The organism is Hydrogenophaga sp., assembly GCF_011772445.1.
In the GTDB taxonomy this organism is placed as follows: Bacteria; Pseudomonadota; Gammaproteobacteria; order Burkholderiales; family Burkholderiaceae_C; genus Hydrogenophaga.
In genome coordinates, this window is record NZ_WVZN01000013.1 from 25573 (window position 1) to 48910 (window position 23338).

21 protein-coding genes are annotated in these 23338 nt (G+C 68.5%); 6 read left to right on the forward strand and 15 right to left on the reverse strand.

Annotated elements, in window-relative coordinates; all coding sequences use genetic code 11:
• From GTO19_RS05830 to GTO19_RS05850, 5 genes are read right to left on the reverse strand one after another with little or no spacing between them, the layout of a single operon-like run.
• A complete protein-coding gene (locus GTO19_RS05830) occupies positions 1–1620 on the reverse strand; it encodes an AMP-binding protein (RefSeq protein ID WP_291019077.1) in 1620 nt (539 codons plus the stop codon).
• 14 nt (positions 1621–1634) lie between these two features.
• Positions 1635–2804, reverse strand: a complete 1170-nt coding sequence (locus tag GTO19_RS05835; RefSeq protein WP_291019080.1) for an acyl-CoA dehydrogenase family protein — start codon at positions 2802–2804, stop codon at positions 1635–1637.
• Between the two features lie 28 nt (positions 2805–2832).
• Positions 2833–3684, reverse strand: coding sequence for an enoyl-CoA hydratase family protein (locus GTO19_RS05840; protein ID WP_291019082.1), 852 nt, complete (start codon positions 3682–3684; stop codon positions 2833–2835).
• A complete protein-coding gene (locus GTO19_RS05845; protein WP_291019084.1) occupies positions 3681–4187 on the reverse strand; it encodes a MarR family winged helix-turn-helix transcriptional regulator in 507 nt (168 codons plus the stop codon). The genes GTO19_RS05840 and GTO19_RS05845 overlap by 4 nt, the downstream gene beginning before the upstream one ends.
• Positions 4184–6616: a bifunctional salicylyl-CoA 5-hydroxylase/oxidoreductase gene (locus tag GTO19_RS05850; RefSeq protein WP_291019086.1), complete on the reverse strand. Its 2433-nt coding sequence runs from the start codon at positions 6614–6616 to the stop codon at positions 4184–4186. Before GTO19_RS05850 ends, GTO19_RS05845 begins: the two co-directional genes overlap by 4 nt.
• Before the next feature lie 136 nt (positions 6617–6752).
• On the opposite strand from GTO19_RS05850, the gene GTO19_RS05855 reads away from it, so the two are divergent.
• A complete protein-coding gene (locus GTO19_RS05855; protein WP_291019088.1) occupies positions 6753–7079 on the forward strand; it encodes a DUF1840 domain-containing protein in 327 nt (108 codons plus the stop codon).
• A gap of 15 nt (positions 7080–7094) precedes the next feature.
• On the opposite strand, the gene GTO19_RS05860 is transcribed toward GTO19_RS05855, so the two are convergent.
• The 9 genes from GTO19_RS05860 to GTO19_RS05900 form a co-directional block, all read right to left on the reverse strand.
• The gene (locus tag GTO19_RS05860) at positions 7095–8090 is read right to left on the reverse strand and encodes a tripartite tricarboxylate transporter substrate binding protein (protein WP_291019090.1); all 996 of its coding nucleotides are present in this window, start codon (positions 8088–8090) and stop codon (positions 7095–7097) included.
• A 315-nt stretch (positions 8091–8405) separates the two neighbouring features.
• Positions 8406–9392, reverse strand: coding sequence for a tripartite tricarboxylate transporter substrate-binding protein (locus GTO19_RS05865; protein ID WP_291019092.1), 987 nt, complete (start codon positions 9390–9392; stop codon positions 8406–8408).
• Between the two features lie 142 nt (positions 9393–9534).
• A complete protein-coding gene (locus GTO19_RS05870; RefSeq protein ID WP_291019094.1) occupies positions 9535–10791 on the reverse strand; it encodes a phenylacetate--CoA ligase family protein in 1257 nt (418 codons plus the stop codon).
• A complete protein-coding gene (locus tag GTO19_RS05875; RefSeq protein ID WP_291019096.1) occupies positions 10791–11603 on the reverse strand; it encodes an ABC transporter ATP-binding protein in 813 nt (270 codons plus the stop codon). Before GTO19_RS05875 ends, GTO19_RS05870 begins: the two co-directional genes overlap by 1 nt.
• Before the next feature lie 81 nt (positions 11604–11684).
• A complete protein-coding gene (locus GTO19_RS05880) occupies positions 11685–13022 on the reverse strand; it encodes an ABC transporter substrate-binding protein (RefSeq protein ID WP_291019097.1) in 1338 nt (445 codons plus the stop codon).
• 76 nt (positions 13023–13098) lie between these two features.
• Positions 13099–14175, reverse strand: a complete 1077-nt coding sequence (locus tag GTO19_RS05885) for a branched-chain amino acid ABC transporter permease (protein WP_291019098.1) — start codon at positions 14173–14175, stop codon at positions 13099–13101.
• 11 nt (positions 14176–14186) lie between these two features.
• Positions 14187–15116, reverse strand: a complete 930-nt coding sequence (locus tag GTO19_RS05890; protein WP_291019099.1) for a branched-chain amino acid ABC transporter permease — start codon at positions 15114–15116, stop codon at positions 14187–14189.
• 9 nt (positions 15117–15125) lie between these two features.
• Positions 15126–15923, reverse strand: a complete 798-nt coding sequence (locus tag GTO19_RS05895) for an ABC transporter ATP-binding protein (RefSeq protein ID WP_291019100.1) — start codon at positions 15921–15923, stop codon at positions 15126–15128.
• A 95-nt stretch (positions 15924–16018) separates the two neighbouring features.
• A complete protein-coding gene (locus GTO19_RS05900; RefSeq protein WP_291019101.1) occupies positions 16019–17965 on the reverse strand; it encodes a long-chain fatty acid--CoA ligase in 1947 nt (648 codons plus the stop codon).
• Between the two features lie 138 nt (positions 17966–18103).
• Here GTO19_RS05900 and GTO19_RS05905 point away from each other — a divergent pair, with 138 nt between their 5' ends.
• The 5 genes from GTO19_RS05905 to GTO19_RS05925 all read left to right on the forward strand — a co-directional run bounded on the left by GTO19_RS05905 (position 18104) and on the right by GTO19_RS05925 (position 22781).
• Positions 18104–18820: a Crp/Fnr family transcriptional regulator gene (locus tag GTO19_RS05905; RefSeq protein ID WP_291019102.1), complete on the forward strand. Its 717-nt coding sequence runs from the start codon at positions 18104–18106 to the stop codon at positions 18818–18820.
• Positions 18821–18926: 106 nt separating this feature from the next.
• On the forward strand, positions 18927–19331 hold the full coding sequence (locus tag GTO19_RS05910; protein ID WP_291019103.1) for a hypothetical protein: 405 nt from the start codon (positions 18927–18929) through the stop codon (positions 19329–19331).
• 78 nt (positions 19332–19409) lie between these two features.
• Positions 19410–20438: a pseudouridine synthase gene (locus GTO19_RS05915; RefSeq protein ID WP_363302955.1), complete on the forward strand. Its 1029-nt coding sequence runs from the start codon at positions 19410–19412 to the stop codon at positions 20436–20438.
• An 82-nt stretch (positions 20439–20520) separates the two neighbouring features.
• A complete protein-coding gene (htpG, locus tag GTO19_RS05920) occupies positions 20521–22383 on the forward strand; it encodes a molecular chaperone HtpG (protein ID WP_291019105.1) in 1863 nt (620 codons plus the stop codon).
• Between the two features lie 77 nt (positions 22384–22460).
• The gene (locus GTO19_RS05925; RefSeq protein ID WP_291019106.1) at positions 22461–22781 is read left to right on the forward strand and encodes a hypothetical protein; all 321 of its coding nucleotides are present in this window, start codon (positions 22461–22463) and stop codon (positions 22779–22781) included.
• Between the two features lie 104 nt (positions 22782–22885).
• On the opposite strand, the gene GTO19_RS05930 is transcribed toward GTO19_RS05925, so the two are convergent.
• Positions 22886–23314 carry an organic hydroperoxide resistance protein gene (locus GTO19_RS05930; protein WP_291019108.1) on the reverse strand — a complete coding sequence of 143 codons (429 nt, stop codon included), beginning with the start codon at positions 23312–23314 and terminating at the stop codon, positions 22886–22888.
• Between the last annotated feature and the right edge of the window lie 24 nt (positions 23315–23338).

A 23338-nucleotide genomic window follows, 5' to 3' on the forward strand; every position in this document is an offset into this window, starting at 1 on the left:
TCAGGCCTTGTCTCGGGATACTTGTTGTCTTAGAGCGAAGCGTTGCAGCTTGCCGGTTTCGGTGCGGGGGAGTCGCTCGACGAAGAGCACCTCGCGCGGGTACTTGTAGGGCGCCATGCTGTTCTTGGCGTGGTCCTGCAGGGCTTTCACCAGGGCGGCGTCGCCGGTGTGGCCCGGTTTGAGCACCACATAGGCCACGATCACCTGGCCGCGGTCGTCGTCGGGGCGGCCCACCACGCCGCACTCGGCCACGGCGGGGTGCGCCAGCAGCGCAGATTCGACCTCCGGGCCCGCCACGTTGTAGCCGGCGGTGATGATCATGTCGTCGGTGCGCGCCTGGTAGAAGTAGTAGCCATCGGCGTCGCGCTTGAAGGCGTCGCCGGGGTAGTTCCAGCCGCCCTGCACGTACTGCGTCTGGCGCGGCTCGTCCAGGTAGCGGCAGCCCGTGGGGCCGATCACCGCGAGGCGGCCGATCTCGCCGTCCGGCACGGCCTGGCCTTGCTCGTTCACGATGCGCGCGGTGTAGCCCGGCACCACGGTGCCGATGGCACCACGCCGCACGGCCTCGGGCGCGGCCGAGACGAAGATGTGGAACATCTCGGTGGCGCCGATGCCGTCGAGCATCTCGATGCCGCTGGCCTGCTTCCACAACTGGCGCGTGGCGTCGGGCAGGCCCTCTCCCGCGCTCACGCAGATGCGCAGCTTGCCGATGCCGTGCTGCTGCGCGAAGGGTGCCATCTGCCGGTAGAAGGTGGGCGCGGTGTAGCAGATCGTGGCGCCCTTCTCGGCAATGAGCTTGACCATGGCCTCGGGCGTGTAGGCGATGGAGGGGAAATAGACCGAGGAGCCGGCCCACATCGGGAAGATGAGCAGGCCGCCCAGTCCGAAGGTGAAGGCCAGCGGCGGCGAGCCGACCACGGTGTCGTCCGGCGTGGCGCGCAGCACGTGGCGCGGCCAGCACTCGCAGGCGGCCAGCACGTCGCGGTGCGTGTGCACAGCGGCCTTGGGCACGCCCGTGGTGCCGGAGGTGAAGGCCAGCAGGGCGATGTCGTCGCCCGCGGTGGGGCAGGGCGTGGCCTGTGCGGCCTGCCGGGCCGCCAGCGCTTCCAGGCTGTCGGCGTCGTCGGTGTTGAAGCGCAGCAGCGGCAGCGCACTGCCGCAGGCCTCCAGCTCGGCGGTGAGCCTGGCGTCGCACAGCAGCAGCGCGGGCTGCGACTTGTCGATGATGCCCTTGAGTTCCTTGGCGCGCAGCAGCGGCATGGTCGCGACCACCACCAGGCCCGCCTGCACCACGGCCAGCCAGGCCAGGGCCATGGCCACCGAGTTGCCGCCGCGCAGCAGCACGCGGTTGCCTGGGACCAGGCCGTGCTCACGCACCAGCAGGTTGGCGATGCGGTTGACCTGCTCGCGCGCCTGCGCATAGCTCAGCGTTCGCGCGTCGCTGCGCAGAAAGGGGCGATCGGCATGGCCGTTGGACACGGCACGGTCGAACAGGGCCTGCACCAGGTTCACTTGCGGGGGAATGGCCTGCAGCTCCGGCGTGTCGAAGCGCAGCTCGGGCCACTGCTCGCGGGGCGGCAGGCGGTCGTGCACGAAGCGGTCGGTCTGGGCGGAGGTCATCGGTGTTCCGTGGTTCAGCGCAAGGCGTTCTTGCCGAGGATGAGGAGCTGCACCTCGCTGGCGCCTTCGTAGATGCGCAGCGAACGGATGTCGCGGTAGAGGTGTTCCACCACCTCGCCCACGCGCACCCCGCGCCCGCCGAACATCTGCACGGCCATGTCGATCACGCGCTGCGCGTTCTCGGTGGCGGTGAGCTTGGCGGCGGCGGCCGCGGCCGTGTAGGCGGGCGTGCCGGCGCCTTGCGTGGGACTTTCGTCGCGCATCCACGCGGCGCGGTAGGTCAGCAGGGCGGCGGCGTCGATCAGCGCGCTCATTTCACCCAGACGCGCCTGCGTGAGCTGGAAGTCGGCCAGGTGCTGGCCGAACATCTCGCGCCGCCTGGCGTGGGCCACGGCCTCGGCGAAGGCGCGGCGCGCCATGCCCAGCGCGGCGGCGGCCACCGAGGCGCGAAAGATGTCCAGGGTCTGCATGGCCAGCTTGAAGCCACCGTCGACCGCGCCCACCAGCGCATCGGCACCGACGCGGCAGTTCGTGAACGTCAGCGTGGCCAGCGGGTGCGGGGCCATCACGTCGATGTGCTGGGAGGTGTCCAGGCCCGGCGCGTCGGCCGGTACCACGAACGCGCTGATGCCGCGCGCGCCCGCGTCGGGCGAGGTCTTGGCGAACACCACGTAGAAATCGGCCAGGCCGCCGTTGCTGATCCAGGTCTTGCTGCCGTCGAGCACCCAGCCGCCGTCCGCGGGACGCGCGCGGGTTTTCATGCCCGCGACGTCGGAGCCAGCGTCGGGCTCGCTGAGTGCGAAGGCGGCGATCTGCCGGCCCTGCGAGACGGCGCGCAGGCGCTGCTCGCGCTGGGCCTCGCTGCCGCCCAGCGTGATGCTGCCGCTGCCCAGGCCCTGCATGGCGAACGCGAAATCCGCCAGCGGCGAGTGGAAGGCCAGGGTCTCGCGCAGGATCACGAGCGCGCGCGAGTCGAGCTTGTCCAGCGCGCCGCCGTGCGCGGCGGGCACGCAGTAGCGCAACCAGCCGGCCTCGCCGAGCTTGTGGACCCACTCGCGGCAGGCGCGGCGGTCGTCGGATTCATCGACCTGCTGCGCGCCGGCCCAGTCGGCCAGGCCGAGCGCCAGCGCGCGGTGGTGCTCGGTGAAGAAGGGAAGCTCCCACTGCGCCTGCGGTGGGGTCATGCCGTGGGGACGGTCAAACGCCACCACCTCAATCTCCCTGGAAGACGGGGCGCTGCTTGGCGGCGAAGGCCTCGTAGGCGCGGCGGAAATCCTGCGTCTGCATGCAGATGGCCTGGGCCTGCGCCTCGGCCTCGATGGCCTGGTCCAGCGTCATGGCCCATTCCTGGTGCAGCATGGTCTTGGTCATGCCGTGCGCGAAGGTCGGTCCTTCGGCGAGCGAGGCGGCGAGCTTGAGCGCCGCCTCGGGCAGGGCATCCGGCTCGTGCAGCGCGTTGAAGAAGCCCCAGGCCAGGCCTTCCTCGGCCTTCATGGATCGGCCGGTGAACAGCAGCTCGCTGGCCCGGCCCTGGCCGATGACGCGCGGCAGCAGCGCGCAGGCGCCCATGTCGGCACCGGCCAGGCCCACGCGGGTGAACAGGAAGGCGGTGCTGGTGCGCGGCGTGCCCAGGCGCAGGTCGGATGCCAGGGCCATCATGGCGCCAGCGCCCGCGCACACGCCGTCGATGGCGGCCACGATCGGCTGCGGACAGGTGCGCATGGCGGCCACCAGCGCGCCCGTCATGCGCGTGAAGGCCAGCAGCTCGGGCATGGTCATGGTGGTGAGCGGGCCGATGATCTCGTGCACGTCGCCGCCCGAGCAGAAGTTGCCACCCGCGCCGGTAAGCACCACGGCCTTGACGTCGGTGGCGCGCTGCAGGCCGTTGAACCAGTCGCGCAACTCGGCGTAGGAGTCGAAGGTCAGCGGGTTCTTGCGCTCGGGCCGGTTGAGCGTGACGGTGGCCACGCCGTTGGCGATGGACAGGGCGAAGTGCCTCGGCGATGCGGGGGCGGGCGCGTACTGGCCGCGCATGGGGTTGTGGTCAGGGATGGGGTGTTTCATTCGATGCCGTCCGTCAGGCGCTGGTTGAGGTCGAGCTGGTGCTGCTTCACCTTGCCGAGCAGCTTGTAGAGCTGCTCCAGGTCGCGCGGCGACAGGCCCTCGAAGGCCTCCACGATCCAGTGCTCGTGCTGCTCGGCCATCTGCGTGAAGGCGCGGCGGCCCCGGTCGGTCAGGCGCACGCGGAAGGCGCGCCGGTCGCCCTCGACGCCGGTGCGCTCGACCAGTCCTTCGGCCACCAGCTGGTCGGTGATGCCGGTGACGTTGCCGCCCGTGACCATGAGCCGGTGCGAGAGCTCCTTCATCTTCAGGCCCTCGGGGTGGCGCTCCAGCTGCGCCATGAGGTCGAAGCGGGGCAGCGTGGTGTCGAAGTGCTCACGCAGGCCGGCGCGCACGCGCTTCTCGATGAGCTGCGAGCAGGTGAGCAGCCGCAACCACAGCCGCAGCTCGTGCGCGTGCTCGCTGTGCGCGCGCGCCTCCAGGTCGAGTGTTTCGACGTCGTTCATTTGCTGGCCTCCTCTTCCTCTTTGGCCGTCATCGCCTGCTGGCGGGCGATCTCGCGGTAGAGCTGGTCGCGCCCGCTGAGGTAGGGCGCTGGCCAGTCGATGGCGCGCGTCTGCAGCTTGGCGGCTTCGTGCAGGGTCCAGGCCGGGTTGGCCAAGTGCGGCCGGGCGACGGCGCACAGGTCGGCGCGGCCGGCGGCGATGATGCTGTTGGCGTGGTCGGCCTCGCTGATGGCGCCCACCGCCATGGTGAGGATGTCCACCTCGTTGCGCACGCGGTCGGCGAAAGGCGTCTGGTACATGCGGCCATACACCGGCTTCGCCTGCCGCGTGGTCTGGCCGGACGACACATCGATCACGTCGCAGCCCGCGGCCTTGAACAGGCGCGCGATGGCGACCGCGTCGTCGGGCGTGGTGCCGCCGGGCGCCCAATCGTGCGCGGAGATGCGCACGCTCATGGGCTTGTCGACGGGCCAGGCGGCGCGCATGGCCGTGAAGACTTCCAGGGGGTAGCGGCAGCGGTTCTCCAGCGAACCGCCGTACGCGTCGCTGCGCTGATTGGTGAGCGGACTGATGAAGGCCGAGAGCAGGTAGCCGTGCGCGCAGTGCAGTTCGAGCCAGTCGAAGCCGGCGGCGGCGGCGCGTTTCGTCGACGCGACGAAGGCGTCGGTCATGGCGTCCATGTCGGCGCGAGTCATGGCGCGCGGCACCTGGTTCTGCTCGCCGTAGGCCACGGCGCTGGCCGACAGCAGGGGCCAGTTGCCGGCGGGCAGGGGCTCGTCGATCTGATCCCAGCCCAGCTGGGTGGAGCCTTTCGCGCCGCTGTGGCCGAGCTGCAGGCCGATCTTCGCGCCGTTGCCCTGCTCATGCGCGAAGCGCACGATGCGTTCGAAGGCGCGTTGCTGCTCGTCGTTCCACAGCCCGGGGCAGCCGGGGGTGATGCGGCCTTCGGGCGTGGGGCTGGTCATTTCCACCATCACCAGCGCCGCGCCGCCCGCGGCGCGCGCGCCCAGGTGCACGAAATGCCAGTCGCCCACCACGCCGTCGACCGCCTTGTACTGCGCCATCGGCGAAACGACGATGCGGTTCTTGAGTTCGACGCCGCGCACCTTCAGCGGCAGCAGCATGGGGGGGGTGGGACGTCGTGCGGCGCGATCCGGCGCCGGGCCGCCCCAAGCCGGATCAGCCCCCTCGGGGGGCCGCGACCCGCGCAGCGGCGGAGCGTGGGGGTTGTGACGCTCCAGCCAGTTTTCGTAACCCTCCAGCCACTTCGCATCGCGCAGGCGCAGGTTCTCGTGGCTGATGCGCTGGCTGCGCGTGAGCAGCGAGTACGCGAACTGCTCGATCTCCATGGCCGTGTAGCGGTCCACGTGCTCGAACCACTCGGTGGAGTTGCGCGCGGCGTTCTGGATCTTGAGCACCTCCACGCTGCGGCGCGCTTCGTAGGCCTGCAGCACGGTGGCCACGTCGGCCTCGGGGTGGCGCTCGAACTCGGTGGCCAGGTCGATGGCGTCCTCCAGCGCGAGCTTGGTGCCGGAGCCGATGGAGAAGTGCGCGGTGTGGGCGGCGTCGCCCATGAGCACGATGGGGACGCGGCGGCCGGCGATGTCTTGTTCATGCACCCAGGTCTTGCAGATCACGCGGGGAAAGCGGATCCAGATGGCCGAGCCGCGCAGGTGCGAGGCGTTGCTGATGAGGCGCTGGCCGTCGAGGTAGGGGGCGAAGAGCTTCTCGCAGAAAGCGATGGCGTCTTCCTGGCTCATCTGGTCGATGCCGTGCGCCTGCCACACGGCTTCGGGCGTCTCCACGATGAAGGTGGAGGTGTCGGCGTCGAACTGGTAGGCGTGTGCCTGAAACCAGCCGTGTTCGGTCTGCACGAAGGCGAAGGTGAAGGCGTCGAAGGTCTTCTTGGTGCCCAGCCACACGAAGCGGCACTGGCGCGTGTCGATGTCGGGCTCGAAGGTGGCGGCGTAGCGTGTGCGGATGCGGCTGTTGAGTCCGTCGCTGGCGATCACCAGGTCCGCGTTGTACTGGGCGGCCAGGGCCTGGTCGTCGGTGACCTCGGTTTCGAACACCAGGTTCACGCCGAGCTGCTGGCAGCGCGCCTGCAGCACGTTGAGCAGGCGCTTGCGCCCGATGCCGCAGAAGCCGTGGCCGCCGCTGCGCACGCTGCGGCCCTTGTAGAAGACCTCGATGTCGTCCCAGTGGTTGAAGGCGTCACCAATCTCCTGCGCCGTCTGCGGGTCGGCCGCGCGCAGGTTGCCCAGCGTCTGGTCGGACAGCACCACGCCCCAGCCGAAGGTGTCGAAGGGCCGGTTGCGCTCGACGACGGTGATCTCCAGCGCGGGCTGGCGCTGCTTCATCAGCAGTGCGAAGTACAGCCCGGCCGGGCCGCCGCCGATGCACAGGATGCGTTGCAGGGAGGTTTTCATGTCTAATTAGTTTAGACCTGAAACAAAGCCCTTCAACCGGGTAAACCCTCATCGGTGGCGCCATGTGTTACATGGGCGGGCTGGCGCGCGCCTCGGCAAGGGAGTAAGGTCGGCGTTACGTTGTGAGAGAACCTGTATGAGTGTGTACCGCTTCAAGTCCCGGGAAACCGGGGATCTGGTCATGCTGCCGGCCCACGGCAAGCGCCTGCTCGAGATCCTCGGCAAGGACCCTGACAGTCCCGGGGTGTTGTTGCCCGATGACATGCCGCGCGCGATCGATGCCATCCGCGCGGCGGTGCTGGCCGAAGAGGCCGAGCACAAGCGCCTTCAAGACGAAGCCGAGGCCAAGGGCGAAGGCAAGCCGCCAGTCGAGAGCGTGAGCCTGCGCATGCGCAGCACGCCCTTCATCGAAATGCTGCAGCGCGCCCACAAGGAGCGCGCCGAGGTCGTCTGGGGGGTGTGAACGCGGCCGGGTGGCTCAGTCCACCTTGGCGCCGGAGGCCTTCACGACGGCGCCCCACTTCTTGATTTCGGCGTCGATGAGCGCGGCGAATTCGGCCGGCGTGTTGCCGCTGGGGATCGCGCCCTGGGCCAGCAGGCGTTCCTTCACCGCTGGCGAATTCAACGCCTTCGCGGTCTCCTGCTGCACGCGGCTCACGATGTCGGGCGGCGTGCCGGCGGGCGCCAGCAGGCCGAACCAGGAGCTGGCCTCGAAGCCGGGCAGCTTGCCGGCCTCGGCCACGGTGGGCACGTCGGGCAGCGCGGCCGAGCGCACGGCGCTGGTGACGGCGAAGGCCTTGAGGTTGCCGGCCTGGATGTGGGGCATGGCCGAGGGCAGGTTGTCGAACATCACGTCCATGTTGCCCGCGAGCAGGTCCGTCATGGCCGGCCCCGAGCCGCGGTAGGGGATGTGCGTCATGAAGATGCCGGTGCGCGATTTGAACAGCTCGCCCGCCAGGTGGATGGAGGTGCCGTTGCCGCTGGAGGCCATGTTCAGGCGCCCCGGCTGCGACTTGGCCACGCGGATGAAGTCCGCCACGCTGTTGACGCCCAGCTCCTGGGCGCGCTTGCTGCTCATGACCATGACGTTGGGCACGCCGGCCACCAGGGTCACGGGCGCGAAGTCCTTTTGCGGGTCGTAGGGCAGCTTGCTGTAGAGCGATTTGTTGATGCCGTGCGTGCCCACGGTGCCCATCAGGAAGGTGTAGCCATCATTGGGCGACTTGGCCACCACCTCGGCGCCGATGTTGCCGCCCGCACCGCCCCGGTTCTCCACGACGAAGCTCTGGCCGAAGGCCTTGCTGAGTTCGGGCGCGATGGTGCGGGCGAGGATGTCGGTGGTGCCGCCGGGCGCGAAGGGCACGACGATGCGCACCGGCTTGGTGGGCCAGGCGCCTTGCGCGAGCGCGGTGGCGGGCAGGGCCAGCGCGGCGGCGAGGGCGACCAGGGTTCGGCGGGTGAGGGAAGAACGCATGCGGGTGTCTCCTGTTCGATGGATGCGGTGAGTGGCCGCCAGCCTATCGTGATCGAGCGAGGAGTCAACCGGAGGACCACCACCTGACGAGCGCAGGTGTCAGCCCAGAGACACCCGCGCCGCGCGCAGGTTCCCCCGTCCAGAGACACCGCGGAACCGGCTTCGCCGGGCCGCAGGTGTCGCCCCCCTTGAGGGGGGCTGAGGGCCGCGGCTCCAAGCCTGCCTGCGCAGGCTTGGACGGCCCGAAGAGGCTTCGGCTCCGACGAAGCCGCGGCCTGCAAGGCGCGGCGAAGCGCCGCGGGGGGTGCTTCTCTATCAGTCGGCGTACTGGCCGGCGGCGTCGATGACGACCTTCAGCTTGGCGATCTCGTTGGCCACGAATTTCTTGTGGCCTTCGGGTGTGACGCGGTTGTCGTTGACGACGATGGCGCCCAGTTCTTCCTGGCTCTTGATGAACTTGGGGTCCTTCAGCGCGACCTTGAGGGCGTCGTTGAGTTTCTTCAGCACGTCGGGCGGCGTGCCCTTGGGGGCGTACATGCCGTGCCAGATGGTCAGGTTGAAGTCCTTGAGGCCCATCTCCTGCAGCGAGGGGTAGTGCTTGAGGGTGGGGTGCGAGGACAGTGGCTTGGCCGTGGTCACGGCGAAGGCCTTCACGCGGCCGCCTTCGATCTGCGAGGTGGTGTTGGTGGTCTGGTCGCACATCACGTCCACCTGGCCGCCGATGAGGTCGTTCATGGCGGGACCGGTGCCGCGGTAGGCGATGGTGGTCATGGACTTGTCCAGCTTCATCGCGTGCTGCCACATCAGGCCGCAGATGTGCGAAGCCGAGCCCAGGCCGGCGTGTGCCATGTTGAGCTTGCCGCCGTTGGCACGGATATAGGCCTCGAAGTCGCGGTAGGTGTTGGCGTTGAGCTTGTTGGAGCCCAGCAGGGTCATGGGCACGTCGTTGATGGCGCCCAGGTACTCGAAGTCTTCCAGTGCGTTGAACTGCTTCTTCTTGTACAGGCTGTCCGTGGCGGCCATGCCGATGTGCCAGACCAGCAGGGTGTAGCCGTCCTTGGGGGCGCGTGCCACGCGCGTGGCGGCAATGGTGCCGCCGGCACCGGCGGTGTTCTCGACCACGATGTTGGCGTTGTCGCCCAGCGGCTTGCGCATCGCCTCGGCGAGCTGGCGCGCCACGAGGTCGGTGGGGCCGCCAGCGGCGAAGGGCACCACGAAGGTGACGGGCTTGCTGGGGAAGGCCTGCGCGAAGGCGCCGGCCGCCAGGGTGGCGCCCAGCGCCAGGGTGAAGAGCTGTTTCATGGTTGTCTCCTGAAGGAGGTTGCGGGGTTGACCCGCGGATGCTATGACCCGACCCGCTACCCCGAATCGCGGGAAATACGTAGTGAGTCACCCGGAGAAACCCCAGCCCGCGCCGGCCCGGGCGCGGGCCGATCGTCTCGGCTCACCGGTAGCTGCGGGCGTCCTCGATGACTTTGCCGTCGTTGGGCAGGCTGCCCGGCGTCACCAGCTCCACCTCGCTGCGCAGCTTGGTCACGTCGCGCACGGCGGCGGCGATGCTCTCGCGCAGGGCTTCGGCGGCTTCGCCGCGCGGCTCGGCCTCCACGCGCAGGCACATCTGGTCGCTGGCCATTTCGCCGCTGACCACCAGGCGGGCCTTGCGGATCTGCGGGAAGCGGCGCGCGATGTCGGCCACCTGCGAGGGATGAACGAACATGCCGCGCACCTTGGTGGTCTGGTCGGCCCGCCCCATCCAGCCCTTGATGCGCGGGGCGGTGCGGCCCGTGGGGCAGGGGCCGGGCAACACGGCCGAGAGGTCGCCGGTGCCGAAGCGGATCAGCGGGTAGGCGGGGTTGAGCGAGGTGACGACCAGCTCGCCGACCTCGCCTTCGGCCACCGGGTCGTCGGTGCCCGGGCGCACGATTTCGACGATCACCTGCTCCTCGACCACCAGCCCCTGGCGGGCCTCGGTTTCGTAGGCCACCAGGCCCAGGTCGGCGGTGGCGTAGGTCTGGTACACGGCCACGCCGTGTTCGGCGAACCAGGCGGTCAGGCTGGGCGGGCAGGCCTCGCCGCCCACCACGGCCTTTTTCAACGAGCGGATGTCGGCGCCCGTCTCGGCGGCCTTCTCGATCAGGATGCGCAGGAAGCTGGGCGTGCCGGTGTAGGCCTCGGGCCTCAGCTCGGCCATGGCCTGCAGTTGCTGTTCGGTCTGGCCGGTGCCGGCGGGAAACACCGTGCAGCCCACGGCGTGGGCGCCCGATTCGAGGATGAAGGCGCCGGGCGTCATGTGGTAGCTGAAGGCGTTGTGCACCAGCTCACCGGCGCGAAAGCCCGCCGCGTACAGGGCGCGACCTGTGCGCCAGTAGTCGCGCGTGGCGCCTTCGGGTTCGTAGATGGGACCGGGCGAGGCGTACAGGCGCGTCATGCGCGGCCCGCGCAACAGGGTGCTGAAGCCGCCGAAGGCGTCGCCCCCGGGCCGGGCGCGCTGGCGCTCCAGCAGGCTGCTCTTGCGCGTGACCGGCAGCGTCGCCAGGGCCGCGCGGCTGTTCACGGACGCCGCGTCCACGCCGCGCAGGATCTCGGCAAAGGCGGCGCTGTTCGCCTGTGCGTGCGCCACCTGTTTGGCCAGCGCGGCCATCTGCTCGGCCTCGCGCTGGTCGGGCGAACGCGCCTCCAGCGCGTCGAAAAAATCGTTCATCAGGCCAGCCACCGTTTCCTCCGCTTGTAGCTTTTCACGTCCTTGAAGCTTTTGCGCTCGCCCCCGCCCATGCCCAGGTAGAACTCCTTCACGTCCTCGTTGTTGCGCAGGTCGGCGGCGGGCCCGTCCATCACGATGCGCCCGCTTTCCATGATGTAGCCGTAGTCCGCGTAGCGCAGGGCCATGTTGGTGTTCTGCTCGGCCAGCAGGAAGGTCACGCCTTCCTTGTGGTTGAGGTCCTTCACGATCTCGAAGACTTCCTCCACGATCTGCGGCGCCAGGCCCATGCTGGGCTCATCGAGCAAGACCACGCTGGGGTTGGCCATCAGCGCGCGGCCGATGGCGCACATCTGCTGTTCGCCGCCGCTGGTGTAGGCGGCCTGGCTGGTGCGCCGCGTCTTCAGACGCGGGAAGTAGGTGTAGACCTTTTCCAGGTTGCGCGCCACCTCGGCCTTGTCGGTGCGCGTGTAGGAGCCGGTCATCAGGTTCTCTTCGATGGTGAGGTGCGCGAAGCAATGGCGCCCCTCCATCACCTGCACCACGCCGCGCTGCACCAGGTCGGCCGGCGACAGGTTCTCGATGCGTTCGCCGCGCAGCTCGATGCTGCCCTTGGTGACCTCGCCGCGCTCGCCCTTGAGCAGGTTGGAGACGGCGCGCAGGGTGGTGGTCTTGCCGGCGCCGTTGCCGCCGAGGAGGGCCGCGATCTGGCCCTGGCGCACCGTGAGCGACACGCCCTTGAGCACCAGGATCACGTGGTCGTAGATGACCTCGATGTTGTTGACGTTGAGGACGATGGGGGAGTCGGTGCTCATGAAGATTCCTTCGGGACCATGTGCAAGGGCAGCGCGCCGCCCTTGCAGATGACGCCGCGCACGAGGCGCGGCGGGGGTGGATCAGGAACCGCAGTCGGAAGCGGCGCGGCGGGTCAGCTTCTTCTCGGCCGCGTACTTGTCGGCCGCGGCCTTCACCATCGGCTTGATGATCTGCTCGTCGGCTTGCAGCCAGTCGCTGCTGAATTCCCACTTGCTGCCGTCCCAGGTGTGCACGCGGGCCCAGTTGGCGCCCATGTGGTCCTGGCAGCTCGTGGAGACCGGGCGCAGCACGCCCTTGAAGCCCAGGCCGTCGAGCTTGGCTTGCGTGAGGTTGAGGTTTTCATAGCCCCAGCGCGCCTGCTCGCCGCTCACGACCTTGCCCTTGCCGAAGCGCTCTTGCGCGGCGCGCACGCCCTCGACGCCGAACATGGCGCTGATGAGGCCGCGCATGTAGAGAACGTCGCCCACTTCTTCCTTGGGTCCGGTGCCCTGGCCTTTGGCGTGCAGCTTCTCCAGGACTTCCTTCACCACGGCGGCGTTCTTTTCCGTGCCGTGCTGCATGGTCACGGCGTTGTAGCCCTTGGCGCCCATGCCCACGTCCTTCACGTCGGGCTCGGCACCGGCCCACCACACGCCGTACATCTTCTCGCGCGGGTAGCCCGTGGCCTGCGCTTCCTTGAGCGCGGTGGAGTTCATCACGCCCCAGCCCCAGTTGAGCACGTAGTCGGGCCGGTCGCGGCGGATCTGCAGCCAGGTGGCCTTCTGCTCCACGCCCGGGTGGGTGACGGGCAGCAGGCTGAGCTTGAAGCCATGCATGGCCGCGCGTTCCTGCAGCAGCGGAATGGGTTCCTTGCCGAAGGGGCTGTCGTGGTAGATCAGCGCGATGTGCTTGCCCTTGAGCTTGTCCAGACCGCCTTCCTTCTTGGCGATGTGCTGGACCAGCACGTCGGCCGCGACCCAGTAGGTACCCGCGATCGGGAAGTTCCACTTGAACACGCCGCCATCGGCCGACTCGCTGCGGCCGTAGCCGGCGGTGATCAGCGGGATCTTGTCCGTGGGCGCCTTCTCGGTGAGTGCGAAGGTGATGCCGGTGGACAGCGGCTGGAACACCGTGGCGCCGCCGTTCTTGCCCTTCAGGCGCTCGTAGCACTCCACGCCGCGGTCGGTGGCGTAGCCAGTCTCGCATTCTTCCCAGCTCAGCATCACGCCGTTGATGCCGCCGCGCGCGTTCACGAGCTTGAGGTAGTCCACGTAGCCGTTGGCGAAGGGCACGCCGTTGGGCGCGTAGGGCCCGGTGCGGTACACCAGCGCGGGGAAGAACTGTTCCTTGGCCTGCGCCATCACGCTGGGGGCGACCAGCGCGGACGACAGACCGGTGGCGGCCACCGCCACGGCCAGAACGAGATTGCGCAGTTTCATCACTTGTCTCCTGGTTGAATGTCGAACACGTAACACCGGACGGTGGGCCCTTGTCTGCGCGGCGTTGCCGCCGCGCTCAGTGCGGGAAGGGCCAGAGCCGCAACTTCTGTTTGCCGATGCTCCACAGCCGGGCCAGGCCGTGCGGCTCCACGATGAGGAACCACACGATCAGGGCGCCGAAGATCATGAATTCGGTGTGCGAGACGGCGGCGGTGGAAATGGAGAGGCCGACCAGGCCGCCGGCCCAGGGCAGGAACTGGTTCAGGAAGATGGGCAGCACCACGATGAAGGCCGCGCCGAAGAAGCTGCCCATGATCGAGCCCATGCCGCCGATGATCACCATGAACAGCAGCTGGAAGCTGCGGTCGATCGAGAAGGCCGCGGGCTCCCAGGAGCCCAGGTGCACGAAGCCCCACAGGCCGCCGGCCACGCCGATGATGAAGCTGCTCACCGCGAAGGCGCTGAGCTTGGCGTACATCGGCCGGATGCCGATGACGGCGGCGGCCACGTCCATGTCGCGGATCGCCATCCACTCGCGGCCGATCGCCGATCGCACCAGGTTCTTGGCCAGCAGCGCGAACACCACCACGAAGCCCAGGCAGAAGAGGTACTTCTCCACCGGCGTGTTGATCTGCCAGCCCAGCACCTGCAGGTTGGAGACCGACACCGAGCCCGAGGCCGTGTGGTTGGTGAACCAGCCGATGCGCAGGAAGGCCCAGTCGCAGAAGAACTGCGCGGCCAGCGTGGCCACCGCCAGGTACAGGCCTTTCACGCGAAGGCTGGGAATGCCGAAGAAGATGCCCACCAGCGTGGCGAAGAAGCCGCCAATCAGCAGCGCGGCGATGAGGGGCATGCCCTCGACGCGGATGAGCGCGTTGTAGGCCATGTAGGCGCCGACGGCCATGAAGGCGCCGGAACCCAGGCTGATCTGGCCGCAGTAGCCCACCAGGATATTCACGCCGATGGCCGCCAGGGCGAGGATCAGGAAGGGGATGAAGATGGCGCGGAAGAGGTACTCGTCGGCCAGTAGCGGCACGCCGATGAAGGCGAAGGCGATGATGGTGAGAATGGCCCAGCGGTCCTGCGCGATCGGAAAGATCTGCTGGTCGCTGCGGTAGGAGGTCTTGAACTGACCGTTTTCCCTGTAGAACATGTGTCAGCCCCTCAGACTCGATCGATGATCTTCTCTCCGAACAGGCCTTGCGGCCGGAAGAGAAGGAAGACAAGCGCCAGCACGTAGGCGAACCAGATCTCGATGCCGCCGCCCACGAAGGGGCCGAGGTAGACCTCGGCGAGCTTCTCGCCCACGCCGATGATCAGGCCGCCGATGATGGCGCCGGGCACCGAGGTGAGCCCGCCCAGGATGATCACGGGCAGGGCGCGCAAAGCCACGGTGGTGAGCGAGAACTGCACGCCCAGCTTGGAGCCCCAGATGACGCCCGCCACCAGCGCGGTGACGCCGGCCACGAACCACACGATCACCCAGATGCGGTTGAGCGGAATGCCGATGGACTGCGCGGCCTGGTGGTCGTCGGCCACCGCGCGCAGCGCGCGGCCGGTGGCCGTCTTCTGGAAGAACAGCGACAGGCAGGCCACCAGCAGGGCGGCGATGCAGGCGGCGTAGACGTCCTCCAGGTTCACGAGGATGCCGCCCTGGAACACGCCGTCCAGCAGGAACACCGGGTCCTTGGGCATGCCGACGTCGATCTGGTAGATGTCCGAGCCGAACAGCGTCTGGCCCAGGCCGTCGAGGAAGTAGGTGATGCCCAGCGTGGCCATGAGCAGGGTCACGCCTTCCTGGTTGACGAGGTGGCGCAGCACGAGCCGCTCGATCGCCCAGGCCACCACGTACATCAGCGCCCCGGCAACCGCAAAGGCCAGCACGTTGCCCAGCAGCTTGCTTTCGATGCCGAGCCACTCGGGCAGCCAGGTGGAGAAGCGCGCCATCGCCAGCGCCGCGAACAGCACCATGGCGCCCTGCGCGAAGTTGAACACCCCCGAGGCCTTGAAGATCAGCACGAAGCCCAGCGCCACCAGGGAATAGAGCATGCCGGCCATCAGGCCGCCGAGCAGGGTTTCAAGAAAGAACGCCATGTTGCCGCCTCAATGACTGGTGCCGAGGTAGGCGCTGATGACCTCCTCGTTGCTGCGCACCTCGTCCGGGGTGCCGTCGCCGATCTTTCTGCCGTAGTCGAGCACCACCACGCGGTCGGAGATGTCCATCACCACGCCCATGTCGTGCTCGATCAGCACGATGGTGGTGCCGAACTCGTCGTTCACGTCGAGGATGAAGCGGCTCATGTCCTCCTTCTCCTCCAGGTTCATGCCCGCCATGGGCTCGTCGAGCAGCAGCAGCTGAGGCTCCATGGCCAGGGCGCGGCCCAGCTCCACGCGCTTCTGCAGGCCGTAGGGCAGGGTGCCCACGGGCGTCTTGCGGTAGGCCTGGATCTCCAGGAAGTCGATGATGTTCTCGACGAAGGCGCGGTGCTGCTCTTCTTCCTTCTGCGCGCCGCCGATGCCGAAGGGGTTGCGGAAGGCCTGCGCGAGCAGGCCGCTCTTGACGCGCAGGTTGCGCCCGCTCATGAGGTTGTCGATGACGCTCATGCCCTTGAACAGCGCCAGGTTCTGGAAGGTGCGCGCGATGCCCATCTCGGCCACCTGGCGGCTGTTCATGTGTTTGAAGGTCTGGCCGCGAAAGCTGATGGAGCCCTCCTGCGGCTGGTAGACCCCGTTGATGCAGTTGAGCATGGAGCTCTTGCCGGCGCCGTTGGGGCCGATGATGGCGCGCACCTCGTGCTCGCGCACGTCGAAGCTGATGTCGGTGAGCGCCTTGACACCGCCGAAGCGCAGGCTGATGTTCTTCACGTCGAGGATCACCTCGCCGATCTTCTTGCCGTGCATGGCAACTCCCGTTGGCCCTGAGCTTGCCGAAGGGCTCTGGCGTTGTTGGCTTGAAGGGGCTTCGACCAGCTCGGCCCGGACGGTGGCCACGGCGCTCATGCGGCGGCCCTCACGGGGGCGAAGGTCTTTGCGTCGCGGATCTGCAGCGTGGCGCTGACCGACCCGGTGCGCCCGTCCTCGAACTTGACCTGGGTCTCGATGAACTGCTCGCTGCGCCCGGCGTAGAGCGCATCGACCAGCGCCTGGTAACGCTCGCCGATGAAGCCGCGGCGAACCTTGTTCGTGCGCGTGAGCTCGCCATCGTCGGCGTCGAGTTCCTTGTGCAACACCAGGAAGCGGCTGATCTGGCTGCCGGCCAGGCGCTCGTCGCGGCTCAGGTCGGCGTTGACCTGCTCCACGCACTGCTGGATGAGCTCGTAGACCTCGGGCTTGCCGGCGAGGTCCGTGTAGCCGGCGTAGGGCAGGTTGCGCCGTTCGGCCCAGTTGCCCACGGCGTCGAAGTCGATGTTGACCATCACGCAGACGCGATCGCGACCGTCGCCGAAGGCCACGGCTTCCTTGACGTGCGCGAAGAACTTGAGTTTGTTCTCCACGTACTTGGGCGCGAACATGGCACCGTCGTGCGCGCCGCCGCGGATGCGGCCCACGTCCTTGACGCGGTCGATGATCTTGAGGTGGCCGTCGGCATCGATGAAGCCGGCGTCGCTCGTGTGGTACCAGCCGTCCGCGTCCAGCACCTCGGCCGTGGCCTGCGGGTTCTTGTAGTACTCCTTGAGCAGGCCGCGCGATCGCACGAGGATCTCGCCGCTGTCGCTGAGCTTGATCTCCACGCCGTCGCAGGGCACGCCCACGGTGTCGGCGCGGGCCTGGTTGTCGGGCTGCAGGCAGACGAACACCGCCGTTTCGGTGGAGCCGTAGAGCTGCTTCAGGTTGATGCCGATGCTGCGGTAGAAGCTGAACAGGTCGGGGCCGATGGCCTCGCCCGCCGTGTAGGCCACGCGCACGCGGCTCATGCCCAGGTTGTTGCGCAGCGGGCCGTAGACCAGCCAGTCGCCCAGGCGGTACTTCAGCCGGTCGAGCGCGCCGACGGGCTTGCCGTCCATGAGGTCGGGACCCACGCGGCGCGCCAGGGCCATGAAGGCGTGGAACATGCGGCGCTTGATGGCGCCCGCGTCCTCCATGCGGATCATCACGCTGGTGAGCAGGCTCTCGAAGACGCGCGGCGGTGCGAAGTAGTAGGTGGGGCCCACTTCCTTCATGTCGATGCTGACGGTGCCGCTGCTCTCGGGGCAGTTGACCACGTAGCCCGTGACCAGCCACTGGGCGTAGGAGAAGATGTTCTGGCCGACCCAGGCCGGCGGCAGGTAGGCCAGCACCTCGTCGTTCGGGCCCAGCCTGTCGAAGCGCGCGCCGGCGGCGGCGCGGTCGAGCAGGGTGCGGTGCAGGTGCACCACGCCCTTGGGGTTGCCGGTGGTGCCGCTGGTGAAGAACATGGCGGCCACGTCCTCGGGGCTGCCGGCGTCCACTTCGGCGTCGAAGAAGCCGGGGTGCGCGCGTTCGAAGTCGCGCCCCGCCTCGGCGAGCGCGTCCAGGCTCTGCAGGCCGGGTTGTTCGTAGTTGCGCAGGCCACGCGGGTCGTCGTACCAGATGCGCGCGAGCTGCGGGCACTGGGCGCGGATCTCCAGCATCTTGTCGACCTGCTCCTGGTCTTCCACCACGCACAGGCGCACCTCGGCGTTGTTGATGGGGAAGACGCACTCGCCGGCGACGGCGTCCTGGTACAGCGGCACGGCGATGGCACCCAGCGACTGCGCGGCCAGCATGGTGGCGTACAGGCGGGGGCGGTTGGCGCCGATCACCACCAGGTGCTCGCCGCGCTGCAGGCCCGCCTGGTGCAGGCCGCAGGCCAGGTCGCGCACCTGCGACAGCATCTGCGACCAGCTCGTGGTCTGCCAGATGCCATAGGCCTTCTCCCGCATCGCGGGGGCTTCGGGCCGCTGCTTCGCATGGTCCCGCAGCAAGCGCGGAAAGGTGGTCTGCATGCCGTGTCTCCTGTGGTCCCGACGTTCTCGTCTCCAGGGGGAAACGGGCCGGTTCATGGGGCGCATGGTAGGCCGCGGTTTGACGCCATGTTGTCTGTGTGACGACAATTGCGGGTCAACCCTGCTAGGACTTTCCCCATGTTCGTTGCCCGCCGCAGCGCCATCCGCGAACGCGCCCGACGCCCCACCGACGCCGAACTCGCCGGCATTCCCTGGTTGCCCGCGCTGGTGGGCGAGGCGCGCGAGCGCGCGCTGGACGCCCTGCAGGTGGGCGAGGCGGAGGTGGGCGACTACGTGTGCCGCTTCGGGCGGCCGGTGACGTACTGGTTCGGCCTGGTCGATGGCCTGCTGAAGATGACCAACGACGACTCCAGCGGCCCGGCCATCACCTTCACCGGCGTGGCGCCGGGCGGTTGGTTCGGCGAGGGCACCGTGCTCAAGCACGAGCAGTACCGCTACAACATCCAGGCGCTGCGCCAGAGCCTGATCGCGGGTTTGCCGGTGGAGACCTTCGACTGGCTGCTGGACCACTCGATCGGCTTCAACCGCTTCGTGATGCACCAGCTCAACGAGCGCCTGGGCCAGTTCATCGCCGCGCGCGAGGTGGACCGCCTCACCAGCCCCGACCTTCGCGTGGCGCGCAACCTGGCGGCGCTGTTCCACCCGCTGCTCTCGCCCAACGTGGGGGACATCCTGCGCATCACGCAGCAGGAACTGGCCTACCTGGTGGGGCTGTCGCGCCAGCGCGTGAACGAGGCGCTGCGCACCCTGCAGGCGAAGGGCTGGATCCGCATCGAGTACGGCGGGCTGCGGGTGCTGGACCTGCAGGCGCTGCGCTCGGGTGAATTGGGCTGACCGCGCGCCTGGGCGTCGTCCTACAGGGCGCGACGTTCGGCTCCTACGCGCGGCGCCGCCGCGCTGCGAAGAATGGAGGGCCTACCAACCTTCTGGAGGAACCGACATGAACACGACCCTCAAAGCCGCCACCGCGATCGCCCTGTGCGCCGCCTCCGCCTTCACCATGGCCCAGACCATGACCAAGGCCGAATACGACGCCGCCAAGGAGCGCATCGAGATGAACCACAAGAACGCCAAGAAGGCCTGCGATGCCATGAAGGACAACGCCAAGGACGTGTGCCAGGAAGAGGCCAAGGGCACGGAACGTGTCGAGAAGGCCGAGCTGGAGAACCGGTACAAGGCCACGGCGGACACCGCGCGCAAGGTGCAGGAGGTGAAGGCCGACACCGCCTACGACATCGCCAAGGAGAAGTGTGAGGACCAGGCGGGTGACGCCGAGAAGGTCTGCAAAGCCGACGCCAAGGCCGAGCACGACCGCGCCGTGAAGGCCGCCAAGGGCAAGGGCTGATCGGGGCGCTTCGCCGATGACTGAAACCGCCCCTCGGGGCGGTTTTTTGCGTGTGAAGTACGGGGGACAATCGCCCGCATGGCATCCGAACCCGACAAACGCACCCTCAAGCTCAAGCCCGCCGCCCCCAAGCCCCCTGTCGACCCGCGCGCGCCCCGCCGCCCGCCCGTGCGCCCCCGTGGCCCGGCCCGCGCCCGTCCCTTGAGCGACGCGCAACGCAACGAGCTGCCCCTGCAGCCGGCGGCCACCGCCAGGGGGCCCCGCGCCAGCGCTCCCGACAAGCCCCCCCTCCCCGGTCCGGCCCCGCGCCCCACGCCCGCCGCCCCTCGCGAGGGCACGCGCCTCAACAAGCGCCTGGCCGAGCTGGGCCTGTGCTCGCGCCGCGAGGCCGACGAATGGATCGCGCGGGGGTGGGTGCTGGTGGACGGCCGTGTGGCCGCCATGGGCCAGGCCGTCACGCCCGAGGCGCAGATCAAGGTGCTGCCCCAGGCCACGGCCGCGCAGGACGAACGCGCCACCTTTCTGCTGCACAAGCCGGTGGGTTTCGTGAGTGGCCAGCCCGAGGACGGCCACGAAGCCGCGGTGGTCTTGCTCAAGCCGGGCAATCGCTGGAAGGAAGACCGCGGCCCGCGCCGCTTCTCCCCCGCCCAGCTCAAGGGCCTGGCGCCGGCCGGCCGGCTCGACATCGATTCCACCGGCCTGCTGGTGCTCACGCAGGACGGGCGCGTGGCGCGCGCCCTGATCGGCGAGGACAGCGGCGTGGAGAAGGAGTACCTGGTGCGTGTGGTGTGGGCGCCCGAGGGGCCGAAGGGCCCGGGTGTGGTCGAGCGGGACGTGCAGGCGGCCTTCCCCGCCGAGCGCCTGCAGCGCCTGCGCCACGGACTCTCGCTCGATGGTCAGCCGCTCAAGCCGGCGCAGGTGGACTGGCTCAACCCCGAGCAACTGCGCTTCGTGCTCACCGAGGGCAGGAAGCGCCAGATCCGCCGCATGTGCGAGGCCGTGGGCCTGCACGTGGTGGGCCTCAAGCGCGTGCGCATCGGCCGCGTGCTGCTGGGCCAGCTGCCGCCGGGGCAGTGGCGCTACCTGGCCGAAGGCGAGCCGTTCTGAGCCCCCCTCTTGAAATCCCGCCGCCGGCCCCCAGATGCCGGCCGGCTGAATTCCTTGTGTCGTTTTCCCTGATCACTCCGCCATGAGCAAACAGACCCATTCCTTCCAGGCCGAGGTGGCCCAGCTGCTGCATCTGGTCACGCATTCGCTGTACTCCAACCCCGACATCTTCCTGCGCGAGCTGGTGTCCAACGCCTCGGACGCCTGCGACAAGCTGCGCTTCGAAGCGCTGAACAACGCGGCCCTGTACGAGGACGCGCCCGAGCTGGAGGTGCGCATCGCCTTCGACAAGGACGCGCGCACCCTCACCATCACCGACAACGGCATCGGCATGAGCGCGCAGGAGGCGATCGAGAACCTGGGCACCATCGCCAAGAGCGGCACGCGCGACTTCATGAGCCGGCTCACGGGCGACCAGAAATCCGACGCCCAGCTCATCGGCCAGTTCGGCGTGGGCTTCTACTCGGGCTTCATCGTCGCCGACCGCATCGTGGTGGAAAGCCGCCGCGCGGGCCTGCCGGCGAGCGAAGGCGTGCGCTGGACCAGCGGCGGCAGCGGCGACTTCGAGGTCGAGGCGATCGAGCGCCCCGCGCGCGGCACCAGCGTCATCCTGCACCTGCGCGAGGACAAGACCGAGTACCTCAACCACTGGAAGCTCAAGTCCATCGTCGGCAAGTACAGCGACCACATCAGCCTGCCCATCCGCATGCAGGAAGAGGAGTGGGACGCCGAGAAGAGCGAGTACCGGCTCAAGGACGAATGGACCACCATCAACTCGGCCAATGCGCTGTGGGCGCGGCCCAGGAAGGACATCACGGACGAGCAGTACGCCGAGTTCTACAAGAACCTGAGCTACGACACCGAGGCCCCGCTGAGCTGGAGCCACAACCGCGTGGAGGGCAGTACCGAGTACACGCAACTGCTGTACATCCCGGCCAAGGCTCCGCAAGACCTGTGGAACCGCGACCGCAAGGCCGGCATCAAGCTCTACGTGCGGCGCGTCTTCATCATGGACGAGGCCGAGGCGCTCATGCCCGCCTATCTGCGCTGGGTGAAAGGTGTGGTCGATTCGAGCGACCTGCCGCTCAACGTGAGCCGCGAGCTGCTGCAGGAAAGCCGCGACGTGAAGGCCATCCGCGAGGGCAATACGCGCCGCGTGCTGGCCATGCTGGATGAGCTGAGCAAGGACGTCGAGAAGTACGCCGCCTTCTACGCCCAGTTCGGCGCCGTGCTCAAGGAAGGCCTGGGCGAGGACTTCGCCAACCGCGAGAAGCTGGCCAAGCTGCTGCGCTTCGCCAGCAGCACGCAGGCCGAGCCCACTTCGCTGGCCGACTACAAGTCGCGCATGAAGGAAGGCCAGAAGGCCATCTACTACATCACCGCCGACACCCTGGCCGCCGCGCGCAACAGCCCGCAGCTGGAGGTGTTCCGTCAGAAGGGCATCGAGGTGCTGCTGATGGCCGACCGGGTGGACGAGTGGGCCCTGTCTTTCCTGCCCGAGTTCGACGGCACGCCGCTGCAGAGCGTGGCCAAGGGCGCGGTGGACCTGGGCGACCTGCAGGACGAGGCCGAGAAGAAGGCCGCCGAAGAAGCCGCCGAGGGCTTCAAGCCCGTGCTGGAGCGCTTGAAGGAAGCGCTCAAGGACCGGGCGAAGGACGTGCGCGTGACCTCGCGCCTGGTCGATTCGCCGGCCTGCCTGGTGGTGGAAGACGGCGACTACTCCATGCAATTGGCGCGCCTGCTCAAGCAGGCGGGCCAGCAGGCGCCCGAGGTCAAGCCCATCCTGGAGGTGAACGCGGGCCATCCGCTGGTGAAAAAGCTCGACGGCAGTGAACGCTTCGAAGACCTCGCCCACGTGCTGTTCGACCAGGCCCTGCTGGCAGAGGGTGGCCTGCCGGAGGATCCCGCCGCCTATGTGCGTCGGGTGAACGCGCTGCTGGTGTGACAAATGGTCACCTGGGTGGGGCACTTTCAAGGCCGCAATCGGCTCACAATCGAATGCCCCGTCCCGGAAAGACCTTCATGACCCACCGCCTGCCCCGTTCGCTCGCCGCCCTGTCTCTTGTCGCCGTTCTGGGGGGCTGTTCGAGCGTGGGTGTCGGCTTCGGCATTCCGGTGGGCCCGGTGTCCATCGGCGTGGGCGCCAGCAACCACGGCGTGAGCCTGGGCGTGGGCACGGGTGTCGGCCCGGTGGGCGTTGGGGTTGGCGTGGACCAGGGTGGCCGCGTGAACGCTGGCGTGGGCGTGGGCACCAGCACGGAGATCGGCAACAGCGGGGTGCGCGCGGGTGTTGGTGTGGGCACCGGCACCACGATCTACGACCCGAGCAAGCCCAATCGCTGAACGCCAAACCCGCCAGTCCAGAGACACCGCGGAACCGGCTTCGCCGGGCCGCAGGTGTCGCCCCCGGAAGGGGGTCGCGCAAAGCGCGGCGGGGGTGATCCTGTTTACGCCACGGTCAGCGTGACCGGGATGTTGCCGCGCGTGGCATTGGAGTACGGGCAGACCTGGTGTGCGGTGTGCACGAGGTCTTCGGCCACGGCGCGGTCCATGCCGGGCAGGTGGATCGTCATGCGCACGGCGATGCCGAAGCCCTGCGGGATCGGGCCGATGTCCACTTCCGCGTCGATGGCTGCGTCGGCCGGCACGGCGATCTTCTTCATGCCCGCCACGTGCTTCATGGCGCCCATGAAACAGGCGGAATAGCCCGAAGCGAAGAGCTGCTCGGGGTTGGTGCCGGTGCCGGCGCCGCCCATGGCCTTGGGCGGGGTGAGTTTGACTTCCAGCAGGCCGTCGTCGGTGCGCGAGCTGCCTTCGCGGCCGCCGGTGGTGTGGGCGCGGGCGGTGTAGACGACTTTGTCGAGGGCGGTGGGCATGGTGGTTTCTCCTGGGGTAGGTGC